A 21,752-nucleotide genomic window follows, 5' to 3' on the forward strand; every position below is an offset into this window, starting at 1 on the left:
CAGCGGCGCATCCCCGTCAAACGGTATGTGCATGGCATCAACGCCGATACAAACCCGATACATTCCAACGGTTCAGGAACCTGTAATGACCCATAAGCAACGCTTGATATATTCGATTCTGATCGCCGTCGCCGTACTGCTGATCATGCTCGGCCTGTCCTGGCTGCAAAACGCCGGCAAGCTCAGCGAGCAAACGTTCCAGTACATTGCCATTGGCGTGGCAGTGGTGGTGGTCGTGATCAACGGCGTGATGCGCCGCAAGGTCAAGCCCTGACGGCGTGTGCCGGGCGCGTCAATCGTTGTTGAGCACCGCAGCAGCCTGGGGATGGAGGCTGTAGCTCTTGTCGTCGTTGAACGTGATCACGCCCTCGGCGCACAGGCGCTTGAGCACTTCACGTACGCTGAGGAAGGACAAGGGAATGTCCAGATCCAGCAACTGGCTGTGAACGCCACGCACACCCAGACGACGGTCGTCCTCGGCGGCAACCAGCAGGGTATCGATGACTTTGAGGCGAATCAGGCTGGTGCGCAGCCCGAAGCTCTTGAGCAGCAAACGGATGCGTTCATTGCCGTGACGCTCGATCCGTTGCCCGAATACGTCGGCGTGCGAACCCATGGGCGCTCCTTTGGGGGTCTGGCTACCTTCCGATGGTAGAAGTGGGTTGTACATGCGATTTCTCCTTTCAGAGCCTGATCAGGAAAGGTTTTCCGTGCTCTCTCTAAACAAGACGTTTCAGCTCGACAAATCATGAAGCGAAAAATGTAGAAAATTTGTCGTCGTTTCGTCTTTTCCCCGTGATTGCGGCACGAAACGGGTGTGAGACCGACTAAATTTTTTTCCCGCGGCTTCGTTTTCTGGACAGGCTCATTGCGCGTGACGCGTGGGTGATTTCAGAGCGAGCCGGGCCCGATGTATTCACGATGGCGGGCGGTTCGCTCTTCGATTTTTCGATCAGGAGCGAGCGTGACTATTTCCAGGCAATTCACCGGACTGACCCTTGCCGGCCTGTTTCTCGGGCTGAGTCTGTCGGCGCAGGCGTTCACCCCGTCCGTTCAGACCGGCGCGGATATCCGTCGCACAGGCTTTGGCGTACCGCACATTCGCGCGGAAAACGAACGCGGTCTCGGGTTCGGCATCGGTTACGCCTATGCGCAGGACAACCTGTGCCTGCTGGCCAATGAAATCGTGACAGTCAATGGCGAGCGGTCGCGGTACTTCGGGCCGGAGCAATTGACGGTCGAAGAACGCGAGAACCGCATCAGCGATGTGTTCTTCCAGTGGCTCAACACCCCGCAGGCGGTGAATGCGTTCTGGCAGGCGCAGCCGGTCGCAGTCCGTGATCTGGTGGAAGGTTATGCCGCCGGCTACAACCGTTACCTGGCCGAGCGTCGCCAGCGAGGCTTGCCGCAACAGTGCCAGGGTGAATGGGTGCGCGATATCGCCGCCGAAGACCTGGTGAAACTGACCCGTCGCCTGCTGGTCGAGGGCGGTGTCGGGCAGTTCGCCGAAGCCTTGGCAGGTGCTACACCCCCGCAGGCCACTGCGCAGATTGGAAACGATGCCCGGGCTTACCAACTGGCTGAAACGCGCCAGCAACGCTTCGCACTGGACCGTGGCAGCAACGCCGTGGCGGTCGGCAGCGACCGCTCCTTCAACGGGCGCGGCATGCTGCTGGCCAACCCGCATTTTCCGTGGGTCGGCGGCATGCGTTTTTATCAGATGCACCTGACCATTCCGGGCAAGCTCGATGTGATGGGCGCGGCGCTGCCGGGTCTGCCGATGATCAACATCGGTTTCAACCAGCACCTGGCCTGGACCCACACCGTCGATTCGTCCAAGCATTTCACCCTGTATCGCCTGCAACTCGACCCGAAAGATCCGACCCGTTACCTGCTCGACGGCCAGTCGTTGCCGCTGAGCAAGCAGACCGTCACGGTGCAGGTCAAACAGGCGGACGGCCAGGTCGTGCCGGTTTCCCATGACGTCTACAGCTCACAGTTCGGCCCGATCGTGCAATGGCCCGGCAAGCTCGACTGGAATCACCAGTACGCTTACAGCCTGCGTGATGCCAACCTCGACAACGACCGGGTGCTGAAGCAGTGGTACGCCATGAACCGCGCCGGCAGTCTCAAGGATCTGCAGGATTCGGTGCACACGATCCAGGGCATCCCGTGGGTCAACACCCTGGCGGTGGATGACAAAGGCCAGACGCTGTACATGAACCTGTCGGTGGTACCAAACGTCAGTACCGACAAACTGGCCAAGTGCAGCGACCCGCGCGTCGGTCTGGAAATGATCGTGCTCGATGGTTCCAACAGCGCGTGCACTTGGGACGTCGACCCGCACGCCGCACAGAAGGGCATTTACGCCTCCAGCCAGTTGCCACAGCTGTTGCGCAAGGACTTCGTCCAGCACTCCAACGATTCGGCCTGGCTGGCCAACCCGGCGCAACCGTTGACTGGCTACTCGCCGCTGATCAGCCAGGACGGGCTGCCACTGGGCCTGCGTTCGCGCTTTGCGCTCGATCGTCTGGCGACCCTGAACAAAAAAGGGCCGGTGTCGGTGCAGGACCTGCAACACATGGTGATGGACGATCAGGTGTTTCTTGCGACTCAGGTAGTACCGGATATGTTGAAGTTCTGCACTTCCCAGTCTGAAGCCGCGTTGAAATCGGTGTGCAGCAGCCTGAAAGCGTGGGACGGCCGGGCGAATCTGGAGTCGGGCGTTGGCTTGGTGCATTTCCAGAGCATCATGCAAGCGATGCAGGCGTCGCCGCAGGCCTGGCGCGTGGCATTCGATCCTAAGGATGCGCAACACACACCGCGCGGGCTGGCCATTGAAAAGCCGGAAGTGGCCAAAGCACTGCGCGCGGCGATGCTGGCGTCGGCCGAAACTGCCGCCAAAATGGGCCTGACCGAGAAAACCCGTTGGGGCGATGTGCAGGTGGTCAGCAGTGGCGGTCAGCAAACGCCGATCCACGGTGGCCCCGGAACGCTGGGCATTTACAACGCCATTCAGAGCGTGCCCCGTGAAGATGGCAGGCTCGAAGTGGTCAGCGGCACCAGTTACCTGCAAGTCGTGACGTTCGATGATAAAGGGCCGCATGCCCAGGGGCTGCTGGCGTTCTCGCTGTCCAGCGATCCGGCGTCGAAATATTCTCGTGACCAGACCGAGGCCTTCTCGAAAAAGCAATGGAGCGTGTTGCCATTCACCGAGCAGCAGATCAAGGCCGATCCGCAGTATCAGGTGCAGACCGTACGCGATGATCTGGAAAAAATGGGGAAAGTGGCGGCGCAGTAATCAGCTGTTCAACCCGTCTACAACCGCTATAGCAGAAGGCCGCTCCCTCACGGGAACGGCCTTCAGTTTTTTGGCGGCTGTTGCGGCATCGGATTGATGACCGGGTTGCCGTCCTTGTTGCGGGTCAGGAAGACCGGCAAGACTTTGGGCAAGGAGCTGGCAAAGCTGTTCAGCTCCTTGACGTTGTAGATACCCCCCACCCGGATCGAGCCGGTCGAGTGATCGGCGAGCATCAGGGGTTTGTCCAGATAGCGGTTGATCTGCGGCAACGCTTCGTTCAGCGACAGGTTGTCGAGCACCAGTCTGCCGCTGCGCCAGGCCAGCGAATGGTCGTTGGCGTAGGTCTGGCTGATTTGCGGCATGTCGTCGCCGTGTTTGTAGCGAGCCTGCATCGAGGGGCCCAGGCGCAAGCCGTCGCCGCTCAGGCGGGCGTTGCTGGTGACCAGCACGGAACCCTCAATCAGGTTCACCTTGACCTGATCCTCATACATCCAGACGTTGAAGCGGGTGCCGGTGACGCGAATCCTGCCTTCGGCCGCCCTGACGATGAAGGGGTGGCCAAGGTCATGGCTGACTTCGAAGAACGCCTCACCCATTTTCAGCGTGACGCGACGCTCGTCCTTGTAATTGCTGTAGGTCAGCTCGGTGTTGAGGTTTAGCTCGACCTGACTGCCATCGCCCAGGGTGACATGGCGGACATTGTCGGTCGCTGCAAAATGCTGATAGCTGTTGGGGAGCCAGCCGAGGTTCCACCCGGCCCAGGCGGCCAGCGGCAATGCCAGGGCACAGACCGAAGCCGCCGCTGCGTACCGGCGCCATGAGCTGGCGGGTTGGCGAATCGGCACGACTGGTGCGGGTTCCGGGCGCGGCAAGTGCTCAGCCACCTCCCAGATTTCCAGCATCGCCTCATACTCGAACGCGTGAAGCGGGTGCGCATCGCGCCATTGTTCGAACGCCTGGCGCTCTTCAGCAGTGCAGTCGACGGCATGCAGACGCATGCACCAATGCGCGGCGGCATCGGTGATCGCATCGTATTCGGCTTCCGAGAGGGTGTTCTGGGTCATTGACTCATCCTGATTTCGCGCATTCTAACCTTCAGGGGAAGGTGCCGAGAACATCGTCATGGCATTTACCCATCAAAACGTGGAACTTTTTTGCGCGCAGGCGCCCCAAAAAACCAGGACTTGCCCGTGAACAGTATCTACAAATGGAGTGAAAAATGATCAAACGAACCCTCGCCGCTTGCGTCGCGACTGCCAGTCTTCTGAGCGCCGGAGCGGCCCTGGCCGACCGCCCGGGCGCTGGATGGATCACCATTGAAAAAGCCATCGAGATCGTGAAAACCAAGGCCGGTTATGTCGAAGTCTACGAAATCGAGGCCGACAACGACGGTTATTGGAAAGGGGAAGGGCGCAAGGCCGATGGCGTTGTGTACGAATTCCGTATCGATGGGGCTTCGGGCAATGTGCTGCGGGATCAGAAGGACTGATTCGGCTCCCAAAGGCATTAAATGCGCAGGTGCTGCACCTGCGCATTTTTTTCGCCTGTTTCAGGGCGATTGTATAGGGTCGAGTTGCCGCCCGATTTCGCAGATCAGCCGGGTGACGGAGTCGGCATTGCGCAGGATCACCTTGATGCGAACGTCGGGATTTTGTCGATCAAGGAAGGCGTTGCGCGCTTCAGGAAGGTTTTTGGCGCCGGTCAGTTGCAGGACTTCATCGTAGATCAGTTGCATCTCCGCAATCTTGTCGATCCCCATCCAGGTTTTGAGGGTGGTGTTCCATTCGGCAAACAGTTGCTCTAGTGGAGTACGCAGTGACAAGGCAGAGCTCTGATCGAACTTCAGATCCTCGTACAACCTCAAGCCATCCGGGGTGAGGGTCGATATCAGGTCGCAGAACGGCTCACGTGCACGCAATGTTGCGATATCCATCGTCTTGCTGAATTGATGGGAAAACTCGTGAATCAAGGTGGATGCCTGGGCATGCCCGTCGACATCGAATGGCACCTGCATCAAGGGTTTGAATGCATCCAGTCGCTGGTCGAAAAAGTGTTCGGTGAAGTGCACCAATCGCTTTTGGTCGCCATTCAGGACAAACGCGATCACATCGTGCAGATACTTGTTGGAACCGACGACGAAGCGCTCTGTTTCCAACAACTCATCAGCGGGGTCCACCAGGGCTTTGCAGATGGGGACGATGGCGGTGCAGATTTTTTTGAGCATTTCGGCGGTAATCTTCGGCGCATCAAAAAAGCCTTCGAGAAAAAGGCTGACCCGGGGGTTGGCTATACCCTTGGTGAGCGGAACCAGATTATGCAGGCAATAAAAGGCATAGCGCCGGGCGAGGTCGATTGCATGCACCAACTCCTGGGCTTTTTGCGGGTATTTGAGGCGAATCTCATTCATCCCGTGGGCTTCGATGTTCAACATGTTGCAGCGCAAGCGGGTAATGGTCGTGCGTTTGGCGAGTTTTCTGATGGCCTGGCCGTAGTGAACGGTCTGACCAGGTGAAATGATGACCTGGCGTGATTCGCTGATCTGAATCATCGGGCCGGATTGATCCGGGCTGCGCAGTTGCCAGGCTTCACCCTTCTGAACGACCGGGTAGACCTTGCCTTCAATCACGGCGTAATGGCGGTTGTTCGACACATCCCGGTAGGTGTTCAGCCTGGGGCTGAAGACGAGATCCTCCAGCGCAACCTCCCTCGCCTCGAAAGGACCCAGCTGCGTGCGTCGAGGCGAAGTGGGTTCGATGTCGGCCCTATCCGGCGTGGTCGTTTCTTCCATGTTTTTCGCCATGGTTTCGGCTGCGTCTGTGCTTTGCTGCTCGACGGCATCACTGGCGATGGAGGTTTCGGCCGACATCTGCGGCAAAAGCCCCATCATCACCATTTGCGCGGCCCCCCCGATAAAAGACCGCAGCGCGCGTTTCCAGTGGTGATCCTGCAGTGCTTCGGCCGAGTCTTTGAACTCGTCGTACGCTTTCCAGAGCAAGGGGATGACGGCAAGCTTGCCCGGCAGCAAACCGGGAACCTGTTGGATTTCATCGCTGAGCAGAACTTTTGCTGTCTCCCAGTCAGTCTGCGCTTCGCTTTGTTTCTGGGTCCCCAGCAGTTGGGTGAGCAACTTGAGATTGTCGGTGTACAGATACTCCAGCAGGTTGCCGGTGATTGCTCGCAAGTCCAGGCTCATTTCACTGGTCTGACCCAGTGTGGATTCCAGCAGGCTGCGAAACAGCGCGCGCTCGGCTTCTGGCAGGCGGCGCAGCAAGAGGTTCTGCAAATGTCCGGGGACGTTCAACGCCGCTATCAGCGATTTTTCGTCATCGAATTCGTGAAAGACCTGTTCGTCATAGGGAACATAGAGCACCAGTGGCTCTCTGTTTTCGCCGCCGGCCGTGAACACATGCATTCCGGGAACGATGACCGCTGGCGCGCCTTCGGTCTTGACCAGCGAAAGCGGGCAGGCAATGGCCGGCGCCATTGCGGCGACCCGGGCAATACCGTCGGGCATGTCCAGCACCTGACGTACGTAATCGAAGGCGGTGTCACACAGCCGTTGCTGCAGTTTCAGGGCATGGGCCTGTTGCATCAGTTGCCAGGGCATCTGACGGAAAAAGCGCTGCTTGCGCTCACGACCTTCGGACGTGTCGATCGACAGTGAACCGGCCACTTTTGCGCTGAAACTTGTCGGTATCGCCAGTGAAAGCAGCAATTGCGTCGCCGCTGCCTGATCCAGCCCGGCCGGCATCGTCTGGCGGTTTTTCGATGACACCCGAAAGCCCGTTCCCTGGGCGACGTTGATGTGGTTCAGGGCGAATTCCACCAGCGTCTGCGGGGGGCCGGCCAACGCCAGGTGAGGGGTGATTTCCATTTCTCGCGGATCGAGCCGATGCCCCGGAAAACGCTGGCCGAGCAAGGTTTCGAGCGTCTGTTCGACGTGGCTGACCAAAGTCGGCACGCCCGTCAGGTAATCCTGATCGTTCGAAACGCTCTGGTACCACTGTTCCAGCAATTCAACGTGCCTTTTCTGTTCCATTACCGGCGCCATTCCCAGCCAGGCGGGCAATGTCTGTGCGGTGGCGATGGCTTGCGCATGGCTGGCTGCCAGAGGCAGGTTGGTGTTGATCGTCGTCCCGCGCAGTTGTTCCAGAGCCCTTTCCCGGCGGGTCTGGTCCGTGATCCGTGAGCGCACCTGTTCGCATCGATCCAGGTAATGCTCGATGCTCGACTCCATGCGATCAAGCAGCACGTTGCCGCCAATGAAAAGCAGCGGCCCCAGGGTATATCGCTGATGGGCCTGGAACTGTGATGCAAGGATGTTTTCCAGCAAAGAAAGGCGTTGTGTACGGTCGAGGAGTCGCCGGTTCAACTGCCTGCGGACACTGGCCACGCTGTCGAAAACCTCCAGCCCCTGTGAAGGCGTCCATAGCACTGCAAACCCTGAGTGTTGTTCGTCGAGGCCTCCACGTTCGGTTAACAGGATGCAATGTGCCAGGCGCACCAGATGGCGTTCACCGGGACTTTCGAGTGTGAGCGAATAGGCATCCGGGCGGAAACCGTTGAGCGCCTCGCGTTGCGTGCGGGTGGGGCGATCGGCGCTGATCACAGTATTGACGATCGCTTCAGCCCAGGCCGGCAGGGTTGCATTCAATCGGCGGAGCCTGGCCTCACCGTTAATGCCGACAAACCAGGCGTGTGCCAGATCCGGCTTCATGGTTTCCAGCCAGTAACGCTGGATGGCCCGATTCTTCATGGGTTGACTGGCAAGCCGGTTGAGCAGGGGACCCTCAACCGAACGGAAGGTCTTCACCGCCGCAAGGGCTTTCTCCGCGAGCACGGCAGAGGGTTGTCGGTCGCCGGCGATCACCGGGTGTGTGCTCCAGCGTCCCCTCGTGTCCAGCTGCAACAACCGTTCATGGATCATCGAGCGGATATCCAGACTTTTGTCGAACAGCGCGTGAAGGTTCACGGCACCGTCGCTGTGTCGAAACACCTGCAACGCGTATTCGATGTTCTGTCGTTGCTTGGTGATGATCGACTCGAACAGGATTTTGAAGATTTCCCCGACGATCCGTTCTCCCGAAACCTTGGGTTGATCGAAACCGAGAAAGCGATTTTGCTCATCCAGGTTCAACAATCCGAAGAGCTCGTCTTCGTGACCCCTGGCGAGAAATTTGTCCTGCAGCGTCTGCTTGAGATCTTGGTAATCCTCGAGCAATTGCAGGCCCTGGGCGGGCGTATAAAGAAACGCGTGAGGTTCGCTGATCATCAGCGAACCCGCCAGTTCCACGTAATTGGCGGCGTGTTCCCACAACCGTACGCTTTCCACCACAGGAAAACGGGCGGCGGACGAAACCGGGCGTATCAGTTGATGCACGGTGTTGAACTGCTCGCGATCGAGGATCCCGGCTTCGCGCTTGAGCATCCATTCGCAGCGTGCCTGGTCTTCCAGCACTCGAGCGAAGAAGACACGACGGGTGGTGCCAACGGCGGAGGGTGCGTCCCAGAAACCTTCCAGTTCGCGAAACAGCAGCACCGGCAACCGCCCCGAAGTGTTCTTGACGACATCTTCCCAGACAGCCTGATCGTCAATTGCCGGTTTTCTGCCCGGATTGGAAAACACCGGTTGCCGGCCCGCCGGCCAGTGCTGATGTCGGTAATACGCCAGTACGGCCTCACTCAGGCTCATGGATTCGGGCCAGTGCCTGTCGGTCAATTCCATGGGGCGGGCGCTGTCACTGGCAAGCGGACGGAAACTGACACGTGTATGTGTTTGTCGCAAATTCCCGAAATGAGGCTTGAGCACGTTATCGAGTATGGCTTCGAGCATGTTCGTGAGCGTGGCGATGGTTTGCAGTTCGGCGCACAGGGCTTCGGTGTTCAATGCCTGGCCTTGCTCGAGGCTTGCGCGCTGCTCTTCGAATATATCCCCGTCGATAACGCTGAAGCTCACCGAAAGCGGCCCGGCGTCGAGTAGACGCTTGCGTTGGGGCTCGGCCAGAAATGCCAAAAGAGGGTCCTGCTCATCGGCGTCGTTGAGGCGTTGTTCGAGTTGCACCTTCAGGGATTGCCGACTGTGGTGTTTTTTGAGGCCGTCATACGGGGTGTAGAGCATCACACCTTTGTCATCCGGCGTCTCCCCGAGCATGAAGGCGCCGGGCAGCGGTTGGGGAGTCTGGTTAGCGACATTCAGCAGCAGGCGTTCGGCACGCATGGGTGGCGTCTGCTGGCTGCGCAGGGCAGCCGACGCCAGCCGGACATGGGCGAGCCAGCGAAAATCCTTTTCGCGCAGGCCGTGTGCCTTGCCCAATTCGGGCCAGAGTCCCGGTGAATCAATGGCTTCGGGGAATAACAAGGGAGGGGTTGGGGCTGACATCGTCGAGTCTCGCTGAGGGCGTTTGCACGCGCTGATGGTTTGAGGCTCAAGATTAAAAAATCGGCAGGGCTCGGCAGGTGGTACATGGATATTGCGTCAGGTGCGATCCGCATCACGGGGTTGACAGGGTGCCGGCTGCATGTGGTTAATCCGGTTGCGGGTTGTTCGTTCGCTGTTGTTCCCTCCAATAATTACTCTGGAGCTTCAGATGTCTGCGCCTCACGATCATGCGGTCTCGTACTCGGTGTCTCTGGACGAGCTGATTCAACTGCTGGAAACGATTTTCACCCGTCACGGTACCTCGGCCGAAGTCGCCAGAACCCTGGCCACCAATTGCGCCAATGCCGAACGGGACGGGGCGCACAGTCACGGCGTATTCCGGATCCCCGGTTATGTCTCGACGCTCAACAGCGGCTGGGTCAACGGCAAGGCCGTGCCAAAAGTCGAGGACGTGGCTTCAGGGTTTGTCAGCGTCGATGCCGGCAACGGTTTTGCCCAGCCTGCGCTGGCGGCGGCGCGTCCACTGTTGTTGGAGAAGGCCCGCAGCGCGGGGATCGCGGTGTTGGCGATCCGCAATTCCCATCACTTTGCCGCGCTGTGGCCGGACGTCGAGCCGTTCGCCGACGAAGGTCTGGTGGCGCTGAGCGTGGTCAACAGTATGACCTGCGTGGTGCCCCATGGCGCCGACCGGCCATTGTTCGGCACCAACCCGATCGCCTTCGCCGCGCCCCGGGCCGACGGTGCGCCGATCGTGTTCGACCTGGCCACCAGCGCCATTGCCCATGGCGATGTGCAGATTGCTGCACGCAAGGGCGAAAAACTGCCGGCAGGCATGGGCGTCGACAGCCTGGGCCAGCCGACCTGCGACCCTAAGGCGATTCTGGAAGGCGGCGCCTTGCTGCCGTTTGGCGGACATAAGGGGTCAGCGCTGTCGATGATGGTCGAGCTGCTCGCCGCCGCGCTGACCGGCGGCAATTTCTCGTTCGAGTTCGACTGGAAGAACCATCCGGGGGCCAAGACCCCGTGGACCGGGCAACTGCTGATCGTGATCGATCCGAGCAAGACCGCCGGACAAAGCTTTGCCGAACGCAGTCAGGAACTTGTGCGGCAGATGCACAGCGTGGGGCTCAAGCGCTTGCCGGGAGATCGGCGGCATTTGCAGCGGGCCAAGTCATTGGCCAAAGGGATCGAACTGGATCAACAGACCCTGTCGCAGCTGCGTGAACTGGCCGGCGAATGAGTGTTTGCCGGGCATGAAAAAGGCGAGCCCCAGGGCTCGCCTTTTTTGTTCGTGCTCAGCGGCGACCGAGCAGCAATCCGACCACCAGACCGAACCCGGCGGAGATCGCCACGGTCTGCCACGGATGCCCGCCGATGTAGCTCTCGGTGGCGTCCACCGCCGGTTTGGTGCGGTCACGCACGCTGGTGACCGAATCCAGCGCCTGCTGCAATTTCTGGGCGATTTGCCCGCGCAGGGTCTCCGCTTCCTCGCCGACCAGCGAGGCACTGCTTTTGAGCAGTTTTTCCGACTCTTCGATCAGCGCCTGAAGTTCGCTGAAGGCCTGGTCCTTGATTTGGTCTTCGGCGGCTTGAACGGCGGTTTTCCGGGCCATTGGGTGACTCCTTGCAGGTGAATGGACAGTGAACAATGGAGTGTGGCGTGCCTTGAAAAGTTGCAGCGATTTTCCATCCGGAGCAAAAACCAGCGTCAGAGGTTTCCGTCCAGCGTGTAAGATGTCGCCATTTCATGCAGCAGGTAATTCCCGATGAGTTTCAATCTGGCCGACAAATCCCTCGCAGAGCGCGCCGCGCTGGAAGATGAAAAATCCCGACTGTTCGAACTCTGGCAGAACAATTTGGGCAAAGCCAAGGGCGAAGCCGCACGATTGTTTGGCGAGCGCTCCAAGCGCAAGGGTAAATGGGCCGAATTCGTGCGCGCCGAACTGGACGGCATGTCGCCGCCGGAATTCGCCAACATGGTGCGCAGTGAAGTCAATCGCCTGATGGCGGCCAACAAGTAATCACTCGGTTCTGAAACTGGCGCCTATCGCTTCGCGCACCGTCAGTACCACCGGATCGATCTGGGTGCTGGTGCGCCAGCCCAGTTCGATCGGGTAGCGCGGCAGCGCCAGCGGGCAGGGCAGCAACGCCAGCCCGCTCATTGAAGCAATGGCCTGCGCGGCGTGGGTCGGAATGGTCGCCACCGCTTCGCTGCCCTTGAGCAGGTGCGGCAACGCCGCGAAATGCGTGGTCGAGGCGCAGACCCGGCGAGTCCTGCCCAGCGCCGCCAGCCCTTCATCGGTGATCCCGATAAAACCGCCCGACGACACCAGCAGGTGCTCGCGGGTGACGAACTCCTCCAGATCGATCTGCTGCTGGCCTGGCGCCAGGCTCGCCGGATCCACCAGACACGCATAACCCCCTTCACCCAACACCTGACGGCTGAGCAGCCGTTCGGCGAACCCGCCGGCAGTGATCGCCAGGTCGATGCTCCGCTCCATCAGCGCCCGGGCGACGATCTGGCTGTGGGTCTGGCGAAAGATCAGCCGCAGTTTCGGCGCGCGGCGGGCGATTTCCTCGATCAGCCGCCGGCCGTAAGCGATCTCGAAGTCGTCCGAAAGGCCCACAGTGACCGAGCGTCCGTCGTAGTGGTTGGCGGTCGGGTCGACCATGGCCAGGCTTTGCCGACATTTGTTCAGCGCATCGCTGACCACCGGTTTCAACTGGTTGGCCTTGAGCGTCGGGGCCAAACCCCGTCCGGTACGCACGAACAATTGGTCGCCATACACCTCGCGCAACCGACGCAAGGCTGCGCTGACTGCCGATTGAGTCACGCCCAGACGCAACGCCGCGCGGCTGGCACTGGACTCTTCATGCAGGGCTTCGAAGACTTTCAGCAGGTTGAGGTCAACGGTTTCGATATTCATTTGGCTCATATCAATCAGCAGCGGATCGGTCTTTATTCATGATCCCGTGGCGCCGGAGAATGAGCAACACCTGAACCTCACGGAGTGACCGCCATGCCCAAATCAATCGTTGCCGCCCTGCAGATTGGCGCCTTGCCCGGTGGCAAGGTTGAAACCCTGGAACAGATCCTCAGCTGGGAAACCGCGATCATCGAATCCGGCGCCGCGCTGGTGGTAATGCCCGAAGCCTTGCTCGGTGGTTACCCGAAAGGCGAGGGCTTCGGCACGCAACTGGGTTATCGCTTGCCGGAAGGCCGCGAGGCCTACGCCCGTTACTTCGCCAACGCCATCGATGTGCCGGGGGCGGAAACCGAAGCGCTGGCCGGGTTGTCGGTGCGCACCGGGGCCAATCTTGTGATCGGTGTGATCGAACGGGCCGGTAGCACCTTGCATTGCACGGCGCTGTATTTCGACCCGCAGGCCGGCCTGGTGGCCAAGCACCGCAAGTTGATGCCCACCGGCACCGAGCGGCTGATCTGGGGCAAGGGCGACGGTTCGACGCTGCCGGTGCTCGACACGCAGGTCGGCAAGCTCGGCGCAGTGATCTGCTGGGAAAACATGATGCCGCTGATGCGCACGGCGATGTACGCCAAAGGCATTGAAGTGTGGTGTGCGCCGACCGTGGACGAACGCGAGATGTGGCAGGTCAGCATGCGTCACATCGCCCATGAAGGGCGCTGCTTCGTGGTCAGCGCCTGTCAGGTGCAGGCCTCGCCGAATGAACTGGGTGTGGAGATCGCCAACTGGCCGGGGGATCGACCGCTGATCGCCGGCGGCAGCGTGATCGTCGGGCCGATGGGCGACGTATTGGCCGGGCCGTTGCGCGGCGAGGCCGGGCTGCTCACCGCCGAGATCGACACCGAAGAGCTGGTGCGCGCCCGCTACGACTACGACGTGGTCGGCCACTATGCGCGGCCGGATGTGTTCGAGTTGAGCGTCGACGAGCGGGCTAAACCGGGTGTGCGATTCACGGTTTGACGGTTTGTCGGCGCCGCCATTCTTCGCGGGTGATTTCCCAGATTTCCCGTGGGAAGCGGCCGCCAACGAAGTCGTCCTCGTCGGTGCGGATCAAGCGCATGCCAGCGCGTTCCGAGAGCTTTCGCGAGCCAATGTTCGGTGCGGCTTTCGGCACGCGCATCAATGGTTTGTCGAGGCTTTCGAACCAGTACCGGGTCACGGCTTCACTGGCTTCGGTCATCAGGCCCTGACCCTGCCAGGCCGGGGCGAGCCAGAACCCACGGTGGTTGTCCGGCTCGTCCATCAGGCTGATGTTGCCGATCAATTGCTCCGGCGCCGATTTGAGGCGAATCGTCCAGTGCCACTCTTTGCCTGCCGCAATGGCAGGCAGCGCAATGTCACGCAGGTAGGTGAGGGCGCCGTCGTCCGGATAAGGCCAGGGCACGAAAACGTTCAGATATCGCACCACTTCCCAGTGGGGAAATTGCTGCTGGATGGCCTCGGCATCCGCGAGCTCAAGCGGACGCAAGATCAGCCGTTCGGTGTACAACGTTGGGGTGTCTTCCATAAACCACGGCTTCCATGTTCTGACAGTGGGCCGTGCAGGCTACCGCATCTTTACCAGGTCGCGGCACTGGCCCTCGGCAGACTGAGCTTGCCGGTATCGACAAAGCGCATCGTGCCAAACAACCCGCCGGCCAGTTTGCCGCGCAGTACATAGGGCAGGTTGTCGAGGGTTTGGGTCTGGCTCAGGCCCAAGGTCTGGCGTAGCACCGAGAACGCGGAAATGCTCACCGGGACGCTGACGATGGTTTCGGAAAACCGTGGAATCGAGCCGGTCTGATCGCTCACACCCGACGCCAGCGAGTGACCGTTGACCTCCAGATCCAGCGCGATGCCGTTGTAGTCGATGGCGGTTTCGTTGGGGTTTTGCACCCGCAGCTTGATGGCGAAGCGAACTTCCAGATCCCGGCTCGGCAGCGGTTCGAGGCCGACCACGTTGATGTTCACCGGATCGCGGTTGGGGAACAGCGCACAGGCGCTGAGGGAGAGCAGAAGCAGGGACAGGATGACGGCTTGGAGGCGGCGCATTGATGCTCTCTCATTGAAAAAGGGCTGAACCGTCGCCGGTATCAGCCCTTTTTTCAAGGAGCGGACAGGATCAACGGTTCAACTGTGCGACAGCGGCCGGCGCGGCGGGTTCAGCTTTGGCCGGCAGGTCGGGGTTTTCCATGACCTGAAGGATAGAGGCTTCCGGGTCGAAGTCATCTTCTTCCAGTTCGATGAATTCTTCCGGCAGGAAGATATTCAGCACGATGGCACACAGCGCGCCGACGGTGATCGGCGACTCGAAAATATTGCGCAGCGCCTGCGGCAGTTCACGCAGCACTTCCGGCACGGCGGCGATGCCCAGGCCCATGCCGACGGAAATCGCCACGATCAGCATGTTGCGCCGATGCAGGCCGGCCTCGGCGAGGATCTTGATCCCGGCCACCGCCACAGTGCCGAACATCACCAGCTCTGCGCCACCGAGCACCGGTTTCGGCATCAGTTGCAGCACCGCGCCGATCATCGGGAACAGCCCCAGCAGCACCAGCAGACCGGCAATGAAAAACGCAACGTAACGGCTGGCGACGCCGGTGAGCTGAATCACCCCGTTGTTCTGGGCGAAAGTCACCATCGGCATGCTGTTGAACACGGCGGCCATGGCCGAGTTGAGACCATCGGCGAGCAGCCCGGACTTGATCCGGCGGATGTACAGCGGGCCTTTGACCGGTTGCCGGGAAATCATCGAATTGGCGGTCAGGTCACCGGCAGCTTCCAGCGGCGACACCAGGAAAATCACTGCCACCGGCACGAACGCCACCCAGTCGAAGTTGAAACCATACTTGAACGGCACCGGCACGCTGACCACCGGCACTTCGGGCAGGTTGGCGAAATCCACGGTGCCCATCAGCCACGCCACCACGTAGCCGAGGGTCAGGCCGATAACAATCGCGCCCAACCGCAAGAACGGCACATCAACCCGGTTCAACACCACGATGGTGCCCAGCACCAGCGCCGCCAGGAACACATGGCTGGCCGCGCCCAGATCCGCCGCGCCGAAGCCGCCGGCAATGTCGGTCATCGCCACTTTGATCAGCGACAGGCCCATCAGAGTAATGATGGTGCCGGTCACCACCGGGGTGATCAGCATGCGCAACTTGCCGATGAACTGGCTCAGCACCACTTCGATGAACGCGGCAAAGAAGCACACGCCGAAGATCGTCGAGAGAATTTCATCGGTGCCGCCGCCCCGGGCCTTGACCATGAAACCGGCGCTGAGGATCACGCTGATAAAGGAAAAACTGGTGCCTTGCAGGCACAGCAGCCCCGAACCGACCGGGCCGAAGCGCTTGGCCTGAACGAAGGTGCCGAGCCCCGAGACGAACAGCGCCATGCTGATCAGGTACGGAATTTCGCTTTGCAGGCCGAGGGCGCCGCCCATGATCAGGGTCGGGGTGATGATGCCGACGAAGCTGGCCAGCACATGTTGCAGGGCGGCAAACACCGTTGCGGTGAAGTGCGGACGGTCGTTGAGGCCGTAGATCAGATCGTTGTTGCGCGGGGCTTTTTCAGAGACGGTCATGGTGGTTTGCGTGCCGCAATGCGGGGCCGGGTCGGAAAATGGGTGCGCAGGATGCCGCAAGCGAGGGATGAGGGCAACGCATTAAAACTGCCCAAAAGGTCAGGTTCGACCAAAGGCTGACAGCAGATCTTCTTCAAAAACCTTCTGCGCATCGCCGGGCACCTGCGCCCGATGCCGGGCCAGATGGAACGCCACGTCAAAGCTCAACTCGCCTTCGCGCACCGGTCGCAACAGGCCCTTGTCCTGCCATTGGCGGGCGTAATGGTTGGGCAGATAACCGACGTGTTTGCCGGACAGAATGAAGGCGAGGGTGCCTTCGACCTGTTCCGAGCGTGCTGAGCAGAGCTTGCCCTGAAACGGCTCGTCACTGCGCAGAAACCGGTAAGGGTGATCGACCCGGTCGCAGGCCTGCAACGCCGCATCATCGGGCGCCTCGTCGGTAAACAGCGGATGGCCGGGCGCGCAGTACAGATGCTGGGTTTCGCTGAACAATTCGCGGTAGTCGAACGCGCTCTGCACCTGGGAGAAGTAACCGATGGCCAGATCCAGCCGTTGTTGCAGCAGCAGGCGCTCCATTTCGCCGGGCATGGCGCTGATCAGCTCGATGCGCACTGATTCATCCCGCTCGCGAAAGCGCCGGATCGCATCGGCCACCCGTTGCAGCACCGATTGATCCACCGCTTCCGACAGACCCAGCCGCACTTCACCGATCAAGCGCCCGGCGACGCCGTTGGATTGATGGCGGAAGGTTTCGATCGAATCGAACAGGCTGCGGGCGGCAATCAACAGTTGTTCGCCCTTGGGCGTCAGGCTGAAACCGCCCTTGCCCCGGTTGCACACCCGATAGCCGAGGCGGGTTTCCAGCTTGGCCATTTGCTGGCTGATGCTCGACTGGCTCAGGCCCAGTTCACCCTGCGCCGCGCTGAAGCCATTGGCTTCGACCACGCCGAGAAACAGCCGCAAAAGCTGAAGATCGACATCGTGGAGCTGACCGAGCATCACATTACTCCCGGATAAAGTCAGGTTAACAAGCTTGATATTTCTCGAATGTATCCGACGGCGCATCCTGCCACCACTTCCTTCGGTCAGGTGTTCGTCATGGCTCCCTTGTTCAAGCTGTGTTTCCCCGCGCTGTTGCTCTCTGTCTCCATCGCCGCCCAGGCCGAGGACAAGACGCTCAACCTCTACAGCTGGGCCGATTACGTGGCGCCCGAAACCTTGCAGCGCTTTGAAAAGGAAACCGGCATTCACGTGCGCTACGACACCTTCGATACGTCCGAGGTGCTGGAAACCAAGCTGCTCACCGGCGGCAGCGGTTACGACGTAGTGGTGCCTTCGTCCAGCGTGTTGGCCCGAGGTCTGGCCGCTGGAGCGCTCAAGGAAATTCCCCACGAAGGGCTCAAGGGTTACGCCAATCTCGATCCCGATCTGCTGGAAAAACTGGCGGCGGTCGATCCCGGTAACCGCTACGGCGTGCCGTACACCTGGGGCACCCTCGGCCTGGGCATGAACGTCGAGGCAGTCAAACAGCGGCTGCCGGATGTGCCGCTCAACAGCCTCGATCTGCTGTTCAAGCCCGAATACGCCAGCAAGCTCAAGGATTGCGGGATCGCGATCCTCGACTCACCGCAGGAGGTGATTGGCCTGGCGCTGCACTATCTCGGTAAAGATCCCTACAGCACCGACAAGGCCGATCTGGCCGCCGCCGAAGCCCTGTTGCAGAAGTTGCAGCCCTCGGTGCTGTACGTCGCCACCGGCCGGCAGATCAACGATCTGGCCAACGGCAGCGTGTGTCTGGCGCTGACCTACAACGGTGACGCGAGCATGGCCGCCGACCAGGCGCGCAAGGCCAACAAGCCGTTTGAGGTCGCGTACCGGATTCCCAGGGAAGGCACGCTGGTGTGGCAGGACAACCTCGCCATTCCCAAAGACGCGCCGCATCCCGAGGCCGCGCGCACCTTCATCGAGTTCATGTTGCGCCCCGAATCCGTGGCGGCGCTGACCAATACGCTGTTCTTCGCCACCGCCAACCAGGCCGCCACGCCGCTGGTGGATGAAGCGGTGCGCAACGACCCGGACATCTACCCGAAACCCGACGTGCGCGAGCGGCTGTACGCCGACCGCAGCATGAGCCTCAAGGACATGCGCCAGCGCACGCGCTTGTGGACCACTTTCCGTAGCCGCCAATAGCCCTTCATAACAACAGGAACACACCGATGGACGTGCCCATGCAAAACGATCAGGCCCTGACCCGTGACAGCCTCTACGGCACCGCTGCCGAAAGTACCTACGCCGGGATCACCAGTTTCATGCGCCGGCGCTACAGCCGCGACCTGCGCGGCGTGGACGTGGCGGTCAGCGGCGTGCCGTTCGATACCGCCACCAGCAACCGTCCGGGCGCGCGTTTCGGGCCGCGCGGGATTCGTGCGGCGTCCACCGGGATTGCCTGGGAACGGCACTGGCCATGGGCGTTCGATCCGTTCGATCATCTGGCGGTGATCGATTACGGCGATTGCGACTTCGATTACGGCTCGCCGCACACCATCCCGGAAAGCATCGAGGCCCACGCCGAGCAAATTCTCAGCTCCGGCAGCGCGATGCTCACCTTCGGCGGCGACCACTTCATCAGCTATCCGCTGCTCAAGGCCCATGCGCGCAAGCACGGCACGCTGTCGCTGATTCACTTCGACGCTCACAGCGACACCTGGCCAGACGAGGGCGGCAAGCGGGTCGATCACGGCACCATGTTCTGGCACGCGGCGCGAGAGGGGCTGGTGGATCCGGCGCGTTCGGTGCAGATCGGTTTGCGCACCACCAATGACGATCATCAGGGCTTTCAGGTGCTGGACGCGCGGCAGGTGCATCGGCGTGGCTGCGAAGCGATTGTCGAGGCGATTCGTGCGCGGGTCGGCGATAACCCGGTGTACCTGACGTTCGACATCGATTGCCTCGACCCGGCCTTCGCGCCGGGCACTGGCACCCCGGTGTGCGGCGGCCTGAGCACAGTGCAGGCGCTGGAGATCCTTGGCGGCCTGCGCGGGATCAATCTGGTGGGCATGGACGTGGTGGAGGTGGCCCCGGCTTACGACCACGCGGACGTGACGTCGCTGGCGGCGGCGACCCTGGCCATGGAGATGCTTTGCCTGTACGCGGCCCGGCACAAAGTCGACGCGTGATCTCCTCCGAGTCTGGTGAAAGCTCCTGACAATTTCTGACACCAGGCTCTGCTAAGCTCCGGCAAATTTTTGTCCGGAGCCTCCCGCCGTGTCGCGAACCACTCGCCTGTTGACCCTGCTGCAAGTGCTGCGTGGCAAGAAACGCCCGGTGACCGCCGCGACGCTCGCCTGCGAGCTGGAAATCTCCGAGCGCACGCTCTATCGCGACATCGCCGAACTGACCGCACTCGGTGCACCGATCCACGGCGAGGCGGGCATCGGTTATGTGCTGCGCAGCGGTCTGTTTCTGCCGCCGCTGATGCTCAACGCCGACGAGACCGAAGCCATTGTGCTGGGCCTGCGTTATGTCGATCAGCGTGGCGACGAGGTGCTGAGCAAGGCTGCGGCGGATGCGCTGGCAAAAATTGCGGCAGTGCTGGACCCGCAGGCCCAGGAGGCGCTGCGCAATCCAACCGTCATGCCCGGGCCGCCGGGCTACGGCTTTCCGCAAAACGCGGTGCCGTTGAATGTGTTCCGCCATGCGATCCGCGATCAGGCCAAGTTGCACATCGATTACGCCGATGCGCAGCAGGTGCAGAGTCAGCGCTTGATCTGGCCGCTGGCGCTGGGCTTTCTCAACGAGGTGCGGATCATCGTCGCGTGGTGCGAGTTGCGCGGCGCCTATCGCACCTTTCGCACCGACCGGATTGCCGCCGCCAGCCTGCAGGGCGAGCGCTATCCGGGGCGGCGCAGCGACCTGTTGCGGACGTGGCAGCGGTTGATGCAACTGGACGAAAACGGCCGTTTCACTCCTGACAGGAACTGACGCAGAGGTGTTCTAGGATGGCGCCAGAACCCGAAAAAGGAGCTGTAACCATGTTCCATCCCACCTCGATCCTCGCCCCGGCCATCGTTGAGTACATCAACGCCGCCAATGCTCGCGATACGTCCCGGGTCGGCAGTTTTTTTGCCGAGGATGCCCACGTGTTCGATGAAGGCCATCATCAGGTCGGCCCGCAGGCCATTGCCAATTGGATGCAGGACACCGCCCAGCGCTATCAGCCACGGGTCGAAGTACTCGGCGTCCAGCAGCGCACCGGCAAAGTGCTGGTGCAAGGGCTGATTTCCGGGACGTTTCCCGGCAGCCCGCTGGAGTTGCGCTACACGTTCCGGCTTAACGAACAGGGCAAAATCGCTCGGCTGGATATTTCCCTGTAGCCATCGTGGCATACTGCCGCGCATGACTTTCGACTCCCCTTTGAGCGCCTGGCAATACGCCGTCGACCACAAGGGCTTCATCCAGGATGAAGCCCAGGAACACGCGGTCTGGGCCTTGCAAAAATGCCATGAAGCCCTGCACGCCGGTGCCCGTTCGGTCACCGGCGTTTACCTGTGGGGCCCGGTCGGGCGCGGCAAGACCTGGCTGATGGATCAATTCCATCAAAGCCTGCGGGTGCCGGCGCGGCGGCAGCACTTTCATCACTTCATGGGCTGGGTGCACCAGCGCTCCTTTCAGTTGACCGGGATCGCCGATCCATTGCGGGCGCTGGCCCGTGAGCTGGCGGCCGAGGTGCGGGTGCTGTGTTTCGATGAGCTGTTCGTCAATGACATCGGTGACGCGATCATTCTCGGGCGCCTGTTTCAGGTGATGTTCGACGAAGGCGTGGTGGTGGTCTGCACCTCCAACCTGCCGCCGGATCAGCTGTATGCCGACGGCTTCAACCGCGACCGTTTCCTGCCAGCAATCACCGCGATCAAGCAGCACATGCAAGTGGTTGCGGTGAATGGCGCCGAAGATCACCGATTGCACCCCGGCGCCATCGAGCAGCGTTACTGGGTCACTCAGCCGGGGCAGGGCAGCGCGCTAAGCCAGGTGTTCGACGCGTTGGCCGCCGGGCAAACCGTCAGCGCCGAACCGGTGCCGGTGGGTTACCGCGCCCTGAACGTAGTGCAGGCCAGCGATTCGGTGCTGTGGTGCCGCTATGCCGATCTGTGCGAGCAACCGTTCGCCGCCATGGATTTCATCGCGCTGTGCGACACCTACCGGGCTATCCTGTTGAGCGAGGTGCCGAACCTCAGCGCGAAAAAACGCGAGGGGCGGATCGCCCGCGGCACCGAGGACGGCGCGGAGCGGGTGGTGGCCGGTGATCGCGAATTGCCGCAACTGTCGGTGCATGACGACGGCGTGCGCCGCTTCATCGCGCTGGTCGACGAGTGCTACGACCGCAAGGTGCCGCTGTACATCGAGGCCGAAGTGCCGATGGACGCGCTGTACACCGAGGGCTATCTGGAATTCCCGTTCCGCCGAACCCTCAGCCGCTTGCAGGAGATGCAGCTGCAACGCTTCGCCGAGACCTGAACACGG

Annotated in this window: 22 protein-coding genes; 13 read left to right on the plus strand and 9 right to left on the minus strand. The window is 61.1% G+C overall.

Translation table 11 applies throughout. The annotated features are described in order from the left end of the window. The first annotated feature begins 85 nt into the window (after positions 1 to 85). Positions 86 to 274 carry a hypothetical protein gene (locus QLG12_RS03795; RefSeq protein ID WP_007957552.1) on the plus strand — a complete coding sequence of 63 codons (189 nt, stop codon included), beginning with the start codon at positions 86 to 88 and terminating at the stop codon, positions 272 to 274. Positions 275 to 292: 18 nt separating this feature from the next. Here QLG12_RS03795 and QLG12_RS03800 read toward each other — a convergent pair whose 3' ends face one another. Then, positions 293 to 670 (minus strand): fe2+ zn2+ uptake regulation protein, encoded by a 378-nt coding sequence (locus QLG12_RS03800; RefSeq protein WP_197868202.1) that lies wholly within the window; start codon positions 668 to 670, stop codon positions 293 to 295. A 294-nt stretch (positions 671 to 964) separates the two neighbouring features. On the opposite strand from QLG12_RS03800, the gene QLG12_RS03805 reads away from it, so the two are divergent. Next, positions 965 to 3,301 carry an acylase gene (locus QLG12_RS03805; RefSeq protein ID WP_282473943.1) on the plus strand — a complete coding sequence of 779 codons (2,337 nt, stop codon included), beginning with the start codon at positions 965 to 967 and terminating at the stop codon, positions 3,299 to 3,301. Positions 3,302 to 3,363: 62 nt separating this feature from the next. On the opposite strand, the gene QLG12_RS03810 is transcribed toward QLG12_RS03805, so the two are convergent. Next, positions 3,364 to 4,365 (minus strand): FecR family protein, encoded by a 1,002-nt coding sequence (locus QLG12_RS03810; protein WP_282473944.1) that lies wholly within the window; start codon positions 4,363 to 4,365, stop codon positions 3,364 to 3,366. A gap of 155 nt (positions 4,366 to 4,520) precedes the next feature. On the opposite strand from QLG12_RS03810, the gene QLG12_RS03815 reads away from it, so the two are divergent. Further along, positions 4,521 to 4,790: a PepSY domain-containing protein gene (locus QLG12_RS03815; RefSeq protein WP_011333983.1), complete on the plus strand. Its 270-nt coding sequence runs from the start codon at positions 4,521 to 4,523 to the stop codon at positions 4,788 to 4,790. Between the two features lie 60 nt (positions 4,791 to 4,850). On the opposite strand, the gene QLG12_RS03820 is transcribed toward QLG12_RS03815, so the two are convergent. Then, on the minus strand, positions 4,851 to 8,171 hold the full coding sequence (locus QLG12_RS03820) for a DUF6543 domain-containing protein (protein WP_282473945.1): 3,321 nt from the start codon (positions 8,169 to 8,171) through the stop codon (positions 4,851 to 4,853). Positions 8,172 to 8,219: 48 nt separating this feature from the next. Between QLG12_RS03820 and QLG12_RS03825 the strand changes: the two genes are divergently transcribed. The 3 genes from QLG12_RS03825 (at position 8,220) to QLG12_RS03835 (ending at position 10,920) form a co-directional block, all read left to right on the plus strand. Beyond that, positions 8,220 to 9,281: a hypothetical protein gene (locus QLG12_RS03825; protein WP_282473946.1), complete on the plus strand. Its 1,062-nt coding sequence runs from the start codon at positions 8,220 to 8,222 to the stop codon at positions 9,279 to 9,281. 9 nt (positions 9,282 to 9,290) lie between these two features. Next, entirely contained in the window at positions 9,291 to 9,635 is a 345-nt protein-coding gene (locus QLG12_RS03830; protein WP_282473947.1) for a hypothetical protein, read from the plus strand. Positions 9,636 to 9,888: 253 nt separating this feature from the next. Then, positions 9,889 to 10,920 (plus strand): Ldh family oxidoreductase, encoded by a 1,032-nt coding sequence (locus tag QLG12_RS03835; protein ID WP_282473948.1) that lies wholly within the window; start codon positions 9,889 to 9,891, stop codon positions 10,918 to 10,920. A 55-nt stretch (positions 10,921 to 10,975) separates the two neighbouring features. On the opposite strand, the gene QLG12_RS03840 is transcribed toward QLG12_RS03835, so the two are convergent. Next, entirely contained in the window at positions 10,976 to 11,293 is a 318-nt protein-coding gene (locus QLG12_RS03840) for a DUF883 family protein (protein WP_007957537.1), read from the minus strand. A gap of 153 nt (positions 11,294 to 11,446) precedes the next feature. Between QLG12_RS03840 and QLG12_RS03845 the strand changes: the two genes are divergently transcribed. Beyond that, on the plus strand, positions 11,447 to 11,701 hold the full coding sequence (locus tag QLG12_RS03845; protein ID WP_007957535.1) for a hypothetical protein: 255 nt from the start codon (positions 11,447 to 11,449) through the stop codon (positions 11,699 to 11,701). Here QLG12_RS03845 and QLG12_RS03850 read toward each other — a convergent pair whose 3' ends face one another. Next, positions 11,702 to 12,616, minus strand: a complete 915-nt coding sequence (locus tag QLG12_RS03850) for a LysR family transcriptional regulator (RefSeq protein WP_282473949.1) — start codon at positions 12,614 to 12,616, stop codon at positions 11,702 to 11,704. It abuts the gene before it with no gap. Positions 12,617 to 12,700: 84 nt separating this feature from the next. Between QLG12_RS03850 and QLG12_RS03855 the strand changes: the two genes are divergently transcribed. Continuing rightward, the gene (locus QLG12_RS03855) at positions 12,701 to 13,624 is read left to right on the plus strand and encodes a carbon-nitrogen hydrolase family protein (protein ID WP_197868196.1); all 924 of its coding nucleotides are present in this window, start codon (positions 12,701 to 12,703) and stop codon (positions 13,622 to 13,624) included. Here QLG12_RS03855 and QLG12_RS03860 read toward each other — a convergent pair. The 4 genes from QLG12_RS03860 to QLG12_RS03875 form a co-directional block, all read right to left on the minus strand. Beyond that, positions 13,614 to 14,171: a GNAT family N-acetyltransferase gene (locus tag QLG12_RS03860; RefSeq protein ID WP_197868195.1), complete on the minus strand. Its 558-nt coding sequence runs from the start codon at positions 14,169 to 14,171 to the stop codon at positions 13,614 to 13,616. The genes QLG12_RS03855 and QLG12_RS03860 overlap by 11 nt on opposite strands. 50 nt (positions 14,172 to 14,221) lie before the next feature. Beyond that, positions 14,222 to 14,695, minus strand: coding sequence for an LEA type 2 family protein (locus QLG12_RS03865; protein WP_282473950.1), 474 nt, complete (start codon positions 14,693 to 14,695; stop codon positions 14,222 to 14,224). A 70-nt stretch (positions 14,696 to 14,765) separates the two neighbouring features. Further along, on the minus strand, positions 14,766 to 16,232 hold the full coding sequence (locus QLG12_RS03870; RefSeq protein ID WP_085667096.1) for a nucleobase:cation symporter-2 family protein: 1,467 nt from the start codon (positions 16,230 to 16,232) through the stop codon (positions 14,766 to 14,768). Positions 16,233 to 16,331: 99 nt separating this feature from the next. Then, positions 16,332 to 17,231: a LysR family transcriptional regulator gene (locus QLG12_RS03875; protein WP_282473951.1), complete on the minus strand. Its 900-nt coding sequence runs from the start codon at positions 17,229 to 17,231 to the stop codon at positions 16,332 to 16,334. Between the two features lie 99 nt (positions 17,232 to 17,330). On the opposite strand from QLG12_RS03875, the gene QLG12_RS03880 reads away from it, so the two are divergent. The 5 genes from QLG12_RS03880 to zapE all read left to right on the plus strand — a co-directional run bounded on the left by QLG12_RS03880 (position 17,331) and on the right by zapE (position 21,746). Continuing rightward, entirely contained in the window at positions 17,331 to 18,422 is a 1,092-nt protein-coding gene (locus QLG12_RS03880) for an extracellular solute-binding protein (protein WP_197868193.1), read from the plus strand. A 26-nt stretch (positions 18,423 to 18,448) separates the two neighbouring features. Next, the gene (speB, locus tag QLG12_RS03885; RefSeq protein WP_282473952.1) at positions 18,449 to 19,408 is read left to right on the plus strand and encodes an agmatinase; all 960 of its coding nucleotides are present in this window, start codon (positions 18,449 to 18,451) and stop codon (positions 19,406 to 19,408) included. 88 nt (positions 19,409 to 19,496) lie between these two features. Continuing rightward, complete coding sequence (locus tag QLG12_RS03890) at positions 19,497 to 20,213, plus strand: YafY family protein (protein ID WP_197868192.1); 717 nt, start codon at positions 19,497 to 19,499, stop codon at positions 20,211 to 20,213. Between the two features lie 50 nt (positions 20,214 to 20,263). Beyond that, on the plus strand, positions 20,264 to 20,605 hold the full coding sequence (locus QLG12_RS03895) for a nuclear transport factor 2 family protein (protein WP_007957516.1): 342 nt from the start codon (positions 20,264 to 20,266) through the stop codon (positions 20,603 to 20,605). 22 nt (positions 20,606 to 20,627) lie between these two features. Beyond that, positions 20,628 to 21,746: a cell division protein ZapE gene (gene zapE, locus QLG12_RS03900; protein WP_197868191.1), complete on the plus strand. Its 1,119-nt coding sequence runs from the start codon at positions 20,628 to 20,630 to the stop codon at positions 21,744 to 21,746. The last annotated feature ends 6 nt before the right edge of the window (positions 21,747 to 21,752 follow it).

The organism is Pseudomonas sp. V88_4 (assembly GCF_029967985.1).
GTDB classification, from domain to species: Bacteria; Pseudomonadota; Gammaproteobacteria; order Pseudomonadales; family Pseudomonadaceae; genus Aquipseudomonas; species Aquipseudomonas glycinae.